The organism is Intrasporangium flavum (assembly GCF_001956915.1).
GTDB lineage: Bacteria > Actinomycetota > Actinomycetes > Actinomycetales > Dermatophilaceae > Monashia > Monashia flava.
This window is the reverse complement of the sequence record NZ_MLJO01000013.1, coordinates 1-13298: the sequence shown is the minus strand read 5'-3', so window position 1 is coordinate 13298 and position 13298 is coordinate 1. Positions and strand designations below refer to the sequence as shown.

Sequence of the window (13298 nt, the reverse complement as noted above, 5' to 3'; positions counted from 1 at the left end):
TCGCGGGGGCGGTTCCGGACGCTTCGGGTGGGGTCGGGTCAGGGCAGCGAGGCGCCGCCGCAGACGACGAGCGTCTGCCCCGTGACCATCGCCCCGGAGGGCTCGAGCAGGAACCGCACGAGGCCCGCCACCTCGGACGGCTCGACGAGGCGCCCGAGTGGCGGCACGACCGGAGGCGTCATCGAGCGGTTCGGGTCCTCGAGCATCGCCGTGCGGGTGGGGCCGGGCGCCACGACGTTGACGGTGACGCGTCGGGGGGCGAGCTCGGCCGCCCACGAGCGGGCCAGGGCGGCGAGGGCCGCCTTCGTGGCCGCGTACTGGCTCTTGCCGGGCACACCGGTCATGGTGCGGCTGCCCACGAGCACGACGCGTCCGCCGTCGACGACGTCGTCGACGAGCCCGTCCACGAACCGTTCGGCGGCGCGGACGTGCACGGCCCACATGCGCTCGCCGCCGGCGTGGTCGAGCGAGCCGAGCCGGCCGGAGTGCTGGAGGCCGGCGGCGTGGATGATCGCGTCCACGCCGCCGGCCGCGGACTCGCGCACGGCCGAGACGGCCGCGTCGACCGAGGTCACGTCGGCCAGGTCGCACGTCAGCCACGTGGTGCCGCCGGGCAGCGACCCGCGCGTCCGGCTCAGGCCGATGACGTGCCACCCGGCCTCGACGAGGTCGAGGGCCACGGCGAGCCCGATCCCGGAGCTGGCGCCCGTGACGACGGCGGTGCGGGGCGCGGGTGGGCGCGTCCCGCCGGTCAGGGGTCCACTCGTCGCCGGCCCGGTCACGCCGGTCACGCCTGCCCGGAAGCCTTCATCGCGTCGCGCACCAGGGCCTCGACGGTCTCGGCCGGCACGTGCACGTACCGGATCGCGCGGCGGTGCCGCGTGTAGGCCACGTGGAGGTCGCCGTCGCGGCCGGGCAGCACCGAGGGGTAGGACAGCTCGCGGTTGAGGCCGTCGCGCGAGTTGTTCGACAGGCAGTAGCCGTCGCCGGTCTCGACGTCGAGCAGCGCCGGCCAGGTGCGGCCGTCGTCGACGCTGACGCCGAGGGTCATCGGCGCCCTGGGGGCGCCCCAGAACGCGCGCCGCGGCCGGTTCCCGTCACCCGAGTCGTCCGACGCCACAAGGGTGCCCGTCGCATCGGCCCCGTCCGCGTCGGCGAGCACCGGCCCGTCGACGCCCTCGCGGATGCCCTCGTCGTCGATCTCGTCGTAGAGCGACACGCGTCGCGCGGTGGCGTCGGCGGCGCTGCTGCGGTTGAGCACGAGGGCGAGTCGCCCGTCGCCGAGCGCGGTGGCCTGGATCGAGGAGTTGTTGTTCGGCAGCGGGGTGGGCACCGGCTCGGCCCACGTCGAGCCGTCGTCGACCGACGTCGTCTCGTACACGTGGTCGGCCCACCGGCTGCGGAAGCACGCCCACAGCGAACCATCCTGCCGCAGAACGATGTTCATGTGCACGCAGCCCAGCGATCCGGGCACCTCGACGTCGGTCCACGTGGCGCCGCCGTCGTCGCTGACCCGAACGCTCGAGGTGTCGGCGTCCCCGGACCACTTCTCGCCGGGCACGCTGACGCAGTTGAAGACCGGCACGACGATGCGGCCGCTTGGCAGCACGACCGGGGGTTGACGCACGAAGACGCCGCCGCGGTCGCTGGCCGGGAACAGCACCGTCGGCTCGCCCCACGTCGCACCGCCGTCGCGCGACACGCGTCGGCGCACCTCGGAGGTGTCCTGGTTGCCGGCCAGCTGGGCCGTGTAGAGCAGCCACACGGCGCCGTCGGGGGCCGTGAAGAGCACGGGATTCTGTTCCGAGCGCGTGGCGTCGTCGCTGAGCCGCACCGGCTCGCGCCACGTGTCCGACCCGGCCGGCAGCACCGACAGGTGGGCCGAGATGTCGGCGACGCCCTCCTGGGTGCCGCCGAACCACACGCAGGCCAGGTCGCCGCCGGGCAGCCACGCGAGGTTCGCCGCGTGGCACTGCACGGTCGGCGTCGGCAGCAGGGCCGTCGGGAACGCGTGCGGGAAGGACGCCTCGTCCCTGACCCGCACGACGCCGTCCGCGACGGCCCCCGCCGCCACGGTCACGACTCGCCCCGGGCCGCCCGCAGGTGGGCGGCGGCCGCCTGCTCGAGGTGGACGAGGTCGGACGACACGGTGGCCAGCGTGAAGCCCTGGCCGAGCCGCTTGGCCGCGACCTCCCCACCGGGAGTGTGGAACCCGGCGGCGATGCCGGCCGCGTCGGCGGCCCGCAGGATGCGCTCCACGGCCGCCTCGAAGACGTCGTCGACGGCCGGGTCGGTCGATGTCGCGCCGCCGACGGCGAGCCGCAGGTCGGAGGGGCCGATGTAGAGCCCGTCGATACCGGGGATCGCCGCGATCTCCTCGACGTTCTCGAGGCCCTGGGGCGTCTCGATCATCGCGAGCACCACGGTGGCTTCGTTGGAGTCGGCGGGGTTCGGGCCGATCCGCAGCTGCGAGCGCATCGGGCCGTAGGAGCGGATGCCCTCCGGGCCGTACTTGGCGTACGTCACGGCGCGGGCGGCGTCCTCGGCGGTGTTGACGAGCGGCACGATGATGCCGGCGGCACCGGCGTCGAGCGCCTGGCCGATGAGGAACGGGTCGTTGGCCCCGACGCGCACCATGCCGACGGACTCGCCGCCGGCGTCGATGGCCTGCATGCCCGAGAGGATGCCCTTGTAGTCGAGCAGGCCGTGCTGGGCGTCGAAGCACACGTAGTCGTAGCCGACGCGCGCCAGCCGCTCGGTCGAGACCGGCGAGTCGATGATGACCCAGTAGCCGAGGATCGGCTGGCGGGACCGGACGCGCCGGGCGAAGTCGAGCACGCGGGCGCGGCTGCGCTCCATCGCCGTCTGGCCGCCGTCGGCCGCGGGGCTCATCGGTTGTACCCCGGCATCGAGCCCAGGAGGGGCGCGCCTGCCTCGTCGCACGCGGCGACGACGTCGTCGGGGAGCGGACCGGTTTGTGCAGCAGTGATGTTGGCCTCCAGCTGGTGTGGTTTGGACCCGCCCAGGAGCACCGCGGACACGACCGGCTTGGACAGCAGCCACCGCAGCGCGAGCTCGGGCAGGGAGACGCCGGCGCCGGCCGCGACGGACGACAGGGCGTCGATGACCGCGAACGTCTCGGCGTTCCAGTAGCGGTCCTTGTACATCGTCGACAGCGCCGACGACCCGAAGCGCCCCTCGGTGGGCGACTCGGTGAACGAGTGGCGACCCGTGAGCAGGCCGCCACCGAGCGGGTTGTAGACGATGGTCGCGAGGTCCTTGGTCGTCGCGAACTCCGCGTACTCGGCCTCGATCCGGCGGGCCACGAGGTTGTAGAGCTGCTGGGCGAGCACCGGGCGCGGCGTGCCGAACGCGTCGCACGCGACGTTGACGTCGCCGATCTGCCACGCGGAGAAGTTGGAGACGCCGATGGCGCGGACCTTGCCCTCCTTGACGAAGTCGCCCAGCGCGGAGACGGTCTCGTCGATCGGCACCGACCGGTCGGGCTGGTGCAGGTAGTAGACGTCGACGTACTCGGTGCGCAGCCGGCGCAGGCTCGCCTCGAGGGACGAGCGCAGGGCGGGCGCCGACAGCAGCGGCTGCCCACCGGCGTCGCCCGGGTAGATGCCGGCCTTGGTCGCGACGGTCACGCTGTCGCGGCGCCCGGCGAGGATCTCGCCGAGCATCTCCTCGCTGCGGCCGGCCGAGTAGCCGTTGGCGGTGTCGAGCGAGGTGATGCCGGCGTCGAGGGCGGTGTCGACCATGGTGCGCGCGGTGTCGAGGTCGACGGTGTCGCCGAACGTCATGGTGCCGAGCACGAGCTGCGAGAGCGGCTGCTCGAGGCCGGGGAGGTCGGTGGCGGGGAGGGTCATGAGGCCTTCTCGGTCTCGGCCGCCCGCGAGGCGGCGATGTGGCGGATGAGGTGGCGCGGCTTGATGCCCGTCATGAGCGCGGGCTCGAGCGCCGAACGACGCAGGCGCTGGGTGTAGTCCTCCTGCGGGCGCGAGAGGAGGTCGTCGGTGCGGCCGCTCTCGACGATGCGGCCGGCCCGCATGACGATCGTGTCCTGGGAGATGGCCCGCACGACGCCGAGGTTGTGCGAGATGAACAGGTAGGTCAGGCCGGTCTCCTCCTGCAGGTCGGCGAGCAGCTCGAGCACCTGCGCCTGCACCGACACGTCGAGGGCGCTCGTGGCCTCGTCGCAGACGAGCAGCTCGGGGCCCGACGCCAGGGCGCGGGCGATCCCGATGCGCTGGCGCTGCCCGCCGGAGAACTCCGGGGGCTTGCGGTCGAGCGCCGTCTTCGGCAGCCCGACGCGGTCGATGAGCTCGGCGGCCTTGTCGCGCTGGACCTTCCGCGACCTCTCGCCGCGGACGGCGATCGGCTCGGCGACGATCTCCTGGGCCGTGAGGTGCGGGTCGAGCGAGCCGTAGGGGTCCTGGAAGACCATCTGCACGCGGTGGCGCATCGGGCGCAGCTGCTTCTCGGTGAGCTCAGCGAGGTCGGTGCCGTCGAGGTCGATCGAGCCCGACGTCGGCTTGAGCAGCCGCACGAGCGCCTTGGCGATCGTCGACTTGCCGCAGCCGGACTCGCCGACGATCGCGAGGGTGCCGCCGCGCGGGACGCTGAACGACACGTCGTCGACGGCGCGGAAGACGTTCTTGCCGGTGCCGTACTCGACGACGAGGTTGCGGACGGTGAGCAGGTCCTCAGCCATGGCTGGCCTCCTTGACGCGCGTGGCGGCGGACGGGTCGTCGGGCGTGCCCGACGCGTCGGGCGTGCCGGACGCGTCGGACGTACCGGACGCGTCGGGCGTACCGGACGCGTCCGTCGCCGTGAGCGCCGGGTCCTGCCAGGGCCCGAGCTCGGGGATCGCGCCGAGCAGCTTCTGCGTGTACGGGTGCTGCGGGTGGTCGACGACGTCGGTGACGGGGCCGCCCTCGACGAAGACGCCCGACTTCATGACGTGGATGCGGTCGCTCATGAGGCGCGCGACGCCGAGGTCGTGCGTGATGAGCAGCATCGCGATCCCGGTCTGCTCCTGCAGCTCGAGGAGCAGGTCGAGGATGCCGGCCTGCACCGTGACGTCGAGGGCGCTCGTCGGCTCGTCGGCGACGATGAGGTCGGCGTCGGTCGAGACCGCCATCGCGATGAGGACGCGCTGGAGCATGCCGCCGGACAGCTGGTGCGGGTAGGCGTCGTACTGCTTGGCCGGGTTGCGGATGTGCACCTGCTCCATGAGCGAGAGCGAGCGCGCCCTGGCCTCGGCCTTGCTGAGCTTCGGGTACTTGATGCGCACGGCCTCGGACATCTGCTTGCCGATGGTGCGGATCGGGTTGAGCGCCGTCATCGGGTCCTGCGGGATCAGGGCCACCGTGCGGCCGCGCAGCCCGTTGATGACCTTGCGGTCACCGGTGACGTCGTGGCCGCTGATGCGGGCCTCGCCCGAGATGACGGCGAGGTCGTCGGGCAGCAGGCGCAGGATCGCCATGGCCGTCGTCGACTTGCCCGAGCCGGACTCGCCGATGATCGTGACGGTCTCGCCGCGGTCGATGTGGAAGCTCACGCCGTCGACGGCCCGGACGACGTTGCCGTCGCCGACCATCAGCTCGACCTGCAGGTCGGTGACCTCGAGGACGCTCATGACTGGTCTCCCTTCGCGCGGCGGACGCGGTCGCGCAGGCCGTCACCCATGAGGTTGACACCGACGACGAGCAGGGCGATGACGATGCCCGGGATCGTGACGAGCCACCACTTGCCGGTGACGAACAGCTCGCGGCCGTCGGAGATGATGCCGCCCCACGTGGGGTACGGACGCTGGACGCCGGCCCCGAGGAACGACAGCGCGCTCTCGAGCAGCACGGCCTGGGCGAGGAGCAGCAGGACGACGACGAGGACCTGCTGCAGGATGTTGGGCACGACGTGGCGGGTGATGATCGACATCCGGTGCAGGCCGAGCACCCGGGCCGCGGCGATGTAGGGCTTCTCGCGCTCGACGAGGACGAGCGCGCGGGTGATGCGGGCGGGCTCGGGCCACTGGGCGAAGGCGATGACGAGCGTGATCACCGGGATCGACGGGCCGAAGAGCGCCACGACGAGCAGCAGCATGAGCAGCAGCGGCAGCGACATCTGCGCCTCGAGCAGGCGGGAGACGACGGTGTCGACCCAGCCGCCGAAGTAGCCCGCGGCCGCCCCCGCCACGATGCCGACCAGGCCCGACACGAAGATCGCGAGGAACCCGATGACGAGGGAGGTCTGGCCGCCGTTGAGGATGCGGCTGAGCAGGTCACGGCCGTTGGGGTCGGTGCCGAAGAGGTGCCCGGGGCTGAACGGCGGCAGCGAGGACTCGGCGAGGGCGCCGACGATGGGGTCGGGCAGCGGCAGGACGCGAGCGAGCACGACGGGGATCACGACGACTCCCGCGCAGATCGCGCCGACCCAGATCTTGATGGTGCTGTAGCGGGCCCGCCGGGCGGCGGACGAGCGTCGCTGCAGCACCTTCGTCACCGCAGAGTCGCGGCCGAGGATCGAGCCGGGCACCTCGCTGAGGTTCGGGACCTGCGGGTGACCGGGCAGGTTCGGCGTGGAGGTGGTCATGCGCTGGCCTCTCCGAGACGGACGCGCGGGTCCATGAGCGGGTAGAGCAGGTCGACGAGGAGCTGGACGACGAGCGCCAGCACGACGGTGACGAGGACGGTGGCCTGGATGAGCGGGAAGTCGCGCTGCTTGAGGGCGTTGACGACGAGCTCACCGACGCCCGGCCAGTTGAAGACGACCTCGACGATGACGACGCCGTTGAGCATCGCGGCGAAGCGCGTGCCGAGCGCGGTGACGACGGGCAGCGCCGAGTTGCCGAACGCGTAGCGCCACGTCAGGGCCCGCTCGGAGATGCCGCGCGAGCGCGCCACGGTCAGGTAGGGCGCGGCGAGGTTGACGACCATCTCGCGGCGCACGAGCCGGGAGATGAGGGCGATCTGCAGGATCGCGACCGTCAGGGTCGGCAGCACGATGGAGGCCATCGAGTTGAAGCCCGAGGGCTCGAACCACTGCAGCTGCACGGCGAAGAGGATGAGCAGCACGAAGCCGATCCAGAAGTCGGGCATCGACTGCCCGGCGATGGTGCCGATGTTGGCGCCGAGCTCGGTGGCCGTGTTGGCCCGTCGCGCCATCCAGACCCCGAGCGGGATCGCGACGACGGAGGTGACGACGATCGCCGCGACCGCGAGGGTGATCGTGTACGGCAGCCGTTCCAGGACGACCTCGAGCGCGGGGCGCTTGAAGAAGAACGACGTGCCGACGTCGCCCTGGAACAGGTGCTGCAGGAAGGTCACGAACTGCACGGGGATCGACTGGTCGAGCCCGAACTGCACGCGGATGGCCTCGAGCTGGGCCGAGGTGGGGTTCGGCGGCGCGTAGTTCGCGGCCGGGTCGCCCGGGGCCATCCGCAGCAGGACGAACACCGTCGCGGTCGCGAGGAACGCGGTGAGGACGGTCTGTCCGATGCGCTTGAGGACGTACTTCAGCATGGCTTCACCTGGGTGGTGGACCGATCAGGCCGAGACCGTCACGGATCCGAGGTCGTAGGAGTTGATGGCCCGCAGCTTGAGCGTCGCGACGCGCTTGCGCTTGGCGAGGACGTTGTTCGGCGTCCAGGCCCACAGGGCCGGCCACGTGGCCCAGACCTTCTCCTGGGCCTGCTTGAGCAGGTCGTTGCGCTTGGCCTCGTCGGGCTCGGCCCCGGCCTGGTCGAGGAGTGCGACGACGTCGGGGAAGACGTACCCCTGGTAGGTGTCCTTGGTCTTCTCCTTGGCCGGCGTGCCGCCGTACTGGCCGACGAGGTTGGTCAGCGCCAGGCCGGTCTGGTTGCCGTAGCCGTTGGCGAGGACGTCCCAGTCCCCGGCCTCGCCGCGGCGCCAGGCGTTGATCTCGCCGCCCTTGGGGATCATCTTCAGGGTGGCGGTGACCCCGACGGCCGCGAGCATCTGCGAGATCGCCTCGAGCACGCGCGAGGCGCCGGCGAACTCGGAGTCCTCCCAGATGAAGGTGAGCTTGAGGCCGGAGACGCCCGCGTCGGCGAGCAGCTGCTTGGCCTTGGCCTGGTCGTAGACGTACGAGCCGGTCTTGGCGTAGCCGGCCAGGGTCGTGGGCACGACGCCCTCGGCGGAGGTGACCTGGCCGTTCATGAGGGCCTTGATGAGCGAGTCGTGGTCGATGGCGTACGTCAGCGCCTCGCGCACCTTCGGGTCGGCGAGGGGGTGGCCGGCCGGCTTGCGGAAGTTGTAGAAGAGGTGGATCAGCCGCGTGCCGGGCGTCTCGATGACGTCGATGTCGGCGTTCGTCTTGAGCGAGGCGGCCGACTCGGGCGTGATGGTGTCGATGACGTCGGCCTGGCCGGAGGTGATGGCGATGACGCGCGCGCCCTCCTCCTCCTGGTAGGAGACGTTGACCTCCTCGAGCGCGGCCTTCTGGCCCCAGTAGTTCTCGTTGCGGGCGAGGCGGTAGGTGCCGGTGCCGGTGTCGGCGCTCGCGATGGTGAAGGGCCCGGTGCCGAGGCCGGTCGACAGCTCCTCGGCCTTGTTGTCCTTGGCCGGCGTGATCAGGATGTTCGACATCAGCGAGTTGAGCGTGACGACGGGCACCTTGGTGGTGAGCGTGAAGGTCTTGTCGTCGACCTTGGCGAAGGTCGGCTGCTCGGGGAACTGCGCCGCGACGTAGCCGGCGGGCACCTGGAAGTAGAGCTTGAGCGCCGTCTCGACGTCCTCGACCGTGACGGGCGACTTGTCGGAGTAGTGGATGTCGCTGCGCAGCTTGACCGTCCAGACGGTGGGCTTGGTCTGCTCGAACGACTCGGCGAGGACGAGCTCGGGGGTGAGGTCGTCGCCGATCTTCGTCAGCGCCTCGCGCACGGCGCGCTGGACGGTGACGGCCGCGTCGTACTGGTTCAGCTTGTTGTCGAGGCTGACCAGGTTGCGGTTGAGCACGATGCTCAGCTTGCCGCCCGACGCCGCGGCACCGGCGGTGCTCGCGTTCGTCGCCGACTTCGGTCCGGCGCAGGCGGCGATCGCGGGAGCGAAGAGGGCTCCGGCGCCGGCCAGCGACGCGAACTTCAGGATCGACCGGCGGGAGACCTCGCGCGCCGGCTGGTCGGGCTGGGTCAGCAGTGCTGGCGTGTGGGGCATCTGGACTCCTCGTTGAGTTGGCCGTGACCGCAACTGCGCGTTGTGCGCCGTTCGGAATGAGGTAACGCTCCCACCATTGCGCGAAATGCGCAAGACCTGTACCGTCATTTTCACGAGCGGATCCCCGGCCCTGCGGCCGGGAGCCGGTCGGACGGCCCCCGCGCCGCCCCACCCGGACGTCCCGCTCCTGCGTGGGCAAGGTCGCCTAACTCCTTGTCCCACAAAGGATTAACTGGCACCACAGCGGAGAGGAGAGAGCAGTGCAGACCACCCCGGAGCTGGCCGTCGTCGCCGACGACCTCAGCGGCGCCGCCGAGTGCGCCGCGCACGGCCTGCTGCGCGTTTCGCGCAGTGTTGCTCTCCAGCTCCTCTCCCCCGCCGACGCCGGCGCGCCCCGCGAGGCGCCCGACGCATCCGGACGCGTCGTCGTCGTGGACACCGACACGCGCGTCCTCAGCGGGCCAGCCGCCCGCGAGCGCGTCTGCGCCGCAAGCCAGCTCGTCGCGAGCGCCCCGGTCGTCGTGCACAAGATCGACTCGCTGCTGCGCGGCAACGTCGCCGTCGAGGTCGCCGCCCTCGCCGAGAGCCTGGCCCGCACACCGGTCGTGGCCGTGGCCAACCCGGCGCTCGGACGCACGGTCACCGACGGCGTCCTGCACGTGGGCGGCACGCCGCTGCACGACACCACCCTGTGGGCCGTCGAGCCCGGAGCCCCACCGGCAGGCGTCGCGGACGCCTTGCGCACCGTGCGCACGACGCCGGTGCCACTCGACACCGTCCGCTCCGGCGTCGGGGCGCTGGCCGAGGCGTTCCGCCGGGCCGCCGCCGACGGCAGCGCGCCCGTGTGCGACGCCACCGACGACGCCGACCTCGACACGGTCGTGGCCGCGGCCCGGGCCGCGTTCGGCGAGAGCCTGCTCGTCGGGTCCGGCGCCCTGGCGGCGGCCGCGATCCGTGCCCTCCCACCCCACGAACGCGCCGCGCACACCGGGCACGATACGTCCGCAACCTTGGGAGCGGGCCCGGCGTCCGTCGCCCGGCCGCCCGCAGTGCGGTCGCTGCTCATGGTGCTCGGCACCCGGGCGGGCGTCGTCGCGACCCAGCTCGACGAGGTCGCCCCGCTGGCTCGGGCGAGCGTGCACGTCGACCCCGCCGCGCTGCTCACCGACCCCCGGTCGGTGCTGGCCGACCTCGAGGCCCTCGCCCCCGACGGCCAGGTTCCCGACGGTCTCGCCGTCGTCGCACTCGACCCCGCCGCCCCGGCCGACCCCGCCGCGTCCGAGGCCATCGTCGCCGCCCTCGCCGACGCCGTCGCCGCCGTCGCAGACCGCTTCGAGGGCCTCTTCCTCGCCGGCGGCCAGACCGCCCGCGCGGTCCTGGACCGGCTCGGCACCCGATCGCTCGAGGTCGTGTCCGCCCTCGGCCCCGGCACCGTCGCCAGCCTGCGCCCCACCCCCGAGGCCTCCCCCGACCGATCCGAGGCCACCGGCGTCGCCCCGCGCACCCGCGTCGTGGTGACCCGCCCCGGCAGCTTCGGCGACGCGGCCTCGCTGCGCCGCGTCGCCGAACAGCTCCTCCCCACCGCCGCACCCGCTGCCACCCCCGCACCCGACTCACCCACACCCCCGTCGCGCACGAGCGCCTTCACCAAGGAGAACCGATGAGCACCGTCCTTCCCCGTATCGCCGTGACCATGGGCGACGGCGCCGGCATCGGTCCGGAGATCATCGTCCGGGCGCTCGCCGAGCCCGAGGTCTCCACCCTCGCGCGCACCGTCGTCGTCGGCGACGCGCTGCGGCTCAAGCAGGCCGCCGAGATCGTCGGTGCCGCCGTCGACATCGTCACCGTCTCCGACGTCGAGGAGGCCGTCGAGGCCCCGGGCCGCATCAACGTCATCGACCTCGGGCTCCTGCCGGCCGACCTGCCCTTCGGCGAGCTGTCGGCCGTGGCGGGCGACGCCGCCTACCACTACATCCGCGTCGCCTCCGAGCTCGCGATGGCCGGCAAGGTCCAGGCCATCTGCACGGCCCCCCTCAACAAGGAGGCCCTGCACGCGGGCGGCCACCTCTACCCGGGCCACACCGAGCTGCTCGCCGACCTCACCGGCACCCCCGAGGTCTCGATGATGCTCTCGACCGAGAAGGTCAAGGTCATCCACGTCACGACGCACATCGGGCTCATCGACGCCGTCGAGCGCATCGAGCCCGGCCTCGTCGAGCGGGTCATCCGCCGCGGCCACAAGGCCCTCGTCGACGCCGGCACCCCGAACCCGAAGATCGGCGTCTGCGGCATCAACCCGCACGCCGGCGAGAACGGCCTCTTCGGCCACGGCGAGGAGGAGGCCAAGATCAACCCCGGTGTCGAGGCCTGCCGCGCCGACGGCATCGACGTGCACGGCGCCCTGCCCGCCGACACCCTCTTCTTCCTGGCCGGCCGCGGCGACTACGACCTCGTCGTCGCGATGTACCACGACCAGGGCCACGGCCCGGTCAAGGTGCTCGGCCTCGAGGCCGGCGTCAACGTCACCGTCGGCCTGCCGGTGATCCGCACGTCGGTCGACCACGGCACGGCCTTCGACATCGCCGGCACGGGCATCGCCGACCACCGCTCCATGATCGAGGCGTTGCGGCTCGGCGCGGAGATGGCGCCGCAGCCCGCCGACGCCTAAGGTGCCGCTCGTGGCGAAGCAGAGCGCACAGACGCGCCGTGGCGAGATCGTGCGCCTGGCCACGACGAGCGGCCTCGCGAGCGTCGAGGACCTCTCCGACCAGCTCGGCGTCACGCCGTCGACGATCCGCCGCGACCTCGCCAAGCTGACGGCGCAGGGCAAGCTGGCCCGCACCTACGGCGGCGTCATGAGCCTGTCGCACCACCCCGAGGCCTCGCTGCGCCAGCGCCTCGGCGAGGCGCACGAGGCCAAGCGCGACATCGCCCGGTGGGCCGCGTCGCAGGTCGAGCCGGGCGAGACCGTCCTGCTCGACGCCGGCTCGACCACGGGGGCGCTCGCCGACGCCATGGCCCGCACCACGTCGCTCACCGAGCTCACCGTCGTCACCGCAGGCATCAGCGCCATGTCGACCCTGGCCGAGCGGCCGGGCATCGACGTCATCGCCCTCGGCGGGCGCCTGCGAGCGCTGAGCCAGGCGTTCGTCGGGCCACTGGCCGAGGCGGCCGTGCAGCGGCTGTCGTTCGACCGCGCCTTCATGGGCGCCGACGCCGTGCACGCCGACCGCGGCATCTGCGAGGCCGACCTCGAGCAGACGCGGCTCAAGGAGCTGATGATGAGCCGCGCCGAGCACACCTACGTCCTCGCGCACGCCGACAAGCTCGGCCAGTCGCCGTTCCACGCGTGGGCCGTCATGCCCGCGCGCTGGACGCTCGTCACCGACGCGTCGGCCGACGCCACCGAGCTCGACCGCTTCCGCGGCAACGGCGTCGAGGTCGTCGTCGCACCGCGCGGCGCCTGAGGCCCGAGGGGCCCGCCCGGCGGACGCGTCGACGCGGGGCGCAGCCGCACGCGTCCGGACACGGCGATGGGCCGGCCCGTGCAGGAGCCGGCCCACCTCACCGGTGACGCAGGTGGTCAGTCGGTCTTGAAGGCGTCCTTGAGGTGCTCACCCCGCTGCTTGAGGTCAGCCGCCGCCTGGTCGCCCTTGCCCTCGGCCTCGAGGCGCTCGTTGTCGGTGACCTTTCCGGCGGCCTCCTTGGCCTTGCCCTTGAGGTCCTCGCCCATGTTGCGTGCCTTGTCCTCGGTACCCATGCGGGCTCCTTTCTCCGTTCGGTCACTCCTGCCCTACCCGGATCGCGCGCTCGTGCACCACCGACCAGCACCGACGCCGTCCGCATGGGGAGCGCCGACCCACGCCGTCGGTGTGCTTTGCGACACTGGAGGCGTGAGCGACGCCGACCCCGACCGCAGCCAGACCAGCCCCGACACCGTGCCCACCGCGGCCACCGCGTCGGCCGACGCCCGACGCGGCCTGCAGACCCGCGACCTCAGCCGGTTCGCCTACCTGTCGATTGCGGCGGCGATCGTCACCATCACCCTCAAGGTCATCGCGTGGCGGCTCACCGGCTCGGTCGGCCTGCTCTCCGACGCCGCCGAGTCGGTCGTCAAC

Annotated in this window: 13 protein-coding genes and 1 pseudogene; 4 read left to right on the top strand and 10 right to left on the bottom strand. The window is 72.5% G+C overall.

Going from position 1 to position 13298, the window contains the following annotated elements; translation table 11 throughout:
• Positions 1 to 38 precede the first annotated feature (38 nt).
• The 9 genes from BIV28_RS10645 to BIV28_RS10605 are packed head-to-tail and all read right to left on the bottom strand — an operon-like array spanning position 39 to position 9180.
• The gene (locus tag BIV28_RS10645; RefSeq protein ID WP_341350217.1) at positions 39 to 791 is read right to left on the bottom strand and encodes an SDR family NAD(P)-dependent oxidoreductase; all 753 of its coding nucleotides are present in this window, start codon (positions 789 to 791) and stop codon (positions 39 to 41) included.
• Entirely contained in the window at positions 788 to 2080 is a 1293-nt protein-coding gene (locus BIV28_RS10640) for an exo-alpha-sialidase (RefSeq protein ID WP_076261700.1), read from the bottom strand. The genes BIV28_RS10645 and BIV28_RS10640 overlap by 4 nt, the downstream gene beginning before the upstream one ends.
• On the bottom strand, positions 2077 to 2892 hold the full coding sequence (locus tag BIV28_RS10635; RefSeq protein WP_242652910.1) for an HpcH/HpaI aldolase family protein: 816 nt from the start codon (positions 2890 to 2892) through the stop codon (positions 2077 to 2079). The genes BIV28_RS10640 and BIV28_RS10635 overlap by 4 nt, the downstream gene beginning before the upstream one ends.
• Entirely contained in the window at positions 2889 to 3872 is a 984-nt protein-coding gene (locus BIV28_RS10630; RefSeq protein ID WP_076261699.1) for an aldo/keto reductase, read from the bottom strand. Before BIV28_RS10630 ends, BIV28_RS10635 begins: the two co-directional genes overlap by 4 nt.
• On the bottom strand, positions 3869 to 4717 hold the full coding sequence (locus tag BIV28_RS10625) for an ATP-binding cassette domain-containing protein (RefSeq protein WP_076261697.1): 849 nt from the start codon (positions 4715 to 4717) through the stop codon (positions 3869 to 3871). The genes BIV28_RS10630 and BIV28_RS10625 overlap by 4 nt, the downstream gene beginning before the upstream one ends.
• On the bottom strand, positions 4710 to 5645 hold the full coding sequence (locus BIV28_RS10620) for an ABC transporter ATP-binding protein (RefSeq protein ID WP_242652908.1): 936 nt from the start codon (positions 5643 to 5645) through the stop codon (positions 4710 to 4712). The genes BIV28_RS10625 and BIV28_RS10620 overlap by 8 nt, the downstream gene beginning before the upstream one ends.
• Positions 5642 to 6598 carry an ABC transporter permease gene (locus BIV28_RS10615; RefSeq protein WP_076261696.1) on the bottom strand — a complete coding sequence of 319 codons (957 nt, stop codon included), beginning with the start codon at positions 6596 to 6598 and terminating at the stop codon, positions 5642 to 5644. The genes BIV28_RS10620 and BIV28_RS10615 overlap by 4 nt, the downstream gene beginning before the upstream one ends.
• Positions 6595 to 7527 (bottom strand): ABC transporter permease, encoded by a 933-nt coding sequence (locus tag BIV28_RS10610; RefSeq protein ID WP_076261694.1) that lies wholly within the window; start codon positions 7525 to 7527, stop codon positions 6595 to 6597. Before BIV28_RS10610 ends, BIV28_RS10615 begins: the two co-directional genes overlap by 4 nt.
• A gap of 24 nt (positions 7528 to 7551) precedes the next feature.
• The gene (locus tag BIV28_RS10605; RefSeq protein ID WP_076261692.1) at positions 7552 to 9180 is read right to left on the bottom strand and encodes an ABC transporter substrate-binding protein; all 1629 of its coding nucleotides are present in this window, start codon (positions 9178 to 9180) and stop codon (positions 7552 to 7554) included.
• 260 nt (positions 9181 to 9440) lie between these two features.
• Between BIV28_RS10605 and BIV28_RS10600 the strand changes: the two genes are divergently transcribed.
• The 3 genes from BIV28_RS10600 to BIV28_RS10590 are packed head-to-tail and all read left to right on the top strand — an operon-like array spanning position 9441 to position 12647.
• Positions 9441 to 10844, top strand: coding sequence for a four-carbon acid sugar kinase family protein (locus BIV28_RS10600; protein ID WP_076261690.1), 1404 nt, complete (start codon positions 9441 to 9443; stop codon positions 10842 to 10844).
• Positions 10841 to 11848 (top strand): 4-hydroxythreonine-4-phosphate dehydrogenase PdxA, encoded by a 1008-nt coding sequence (gene pdxA, locus BIV28_RS10595; protein ID WP_076261688.1) that lies wholly within the window; start codon positions 10841 to 10843, stop codon positions 11846 to 11848. The genes BIV28_RS10600 and pdxA overlap by 4 nt, the downstream gene beginning before the upstream one ends.
• 10 nt (positions 11849 to 11858) lie before the next feature.
• Entirely contained in the window at positions 11859 to 12647 is a 789-nt protein-coding gene (locus BIV28_RS10590) for a DeoR/GlpR family DNA-binding transcription regulator (protein WP_076262159.1), read from the top strand.
• A gap of 116 nt (positions 12648 to 12763) precedes the next feature.
• On the opposite strand, the gene BIV28_RS10585 is transcribed toward BIV28_RS10590, so the two are convergent.
• A complete protein-coding gene (locus tag BIV28_RS10585; protein ID WP_076261686.1) occupies positions 12764 to 12940 on the bottom strand; it encodes a CsbD family protein in 177 nt (58 codons plus the stop codon).
• A 178-nt stretch (positions 12941 to 13118) separates the two neighbouring features.
• On the opposite strand from BIV28_RS10585, the pseudogene BIV28_RS10580 reads away from it, so the two are divergent.
• Positions 13119 to 13298 (top strand): annotated as a pseudogene (locus BIV28_RS10580) (cation diffusion facilitator family transporter); the annotation flags it as partial.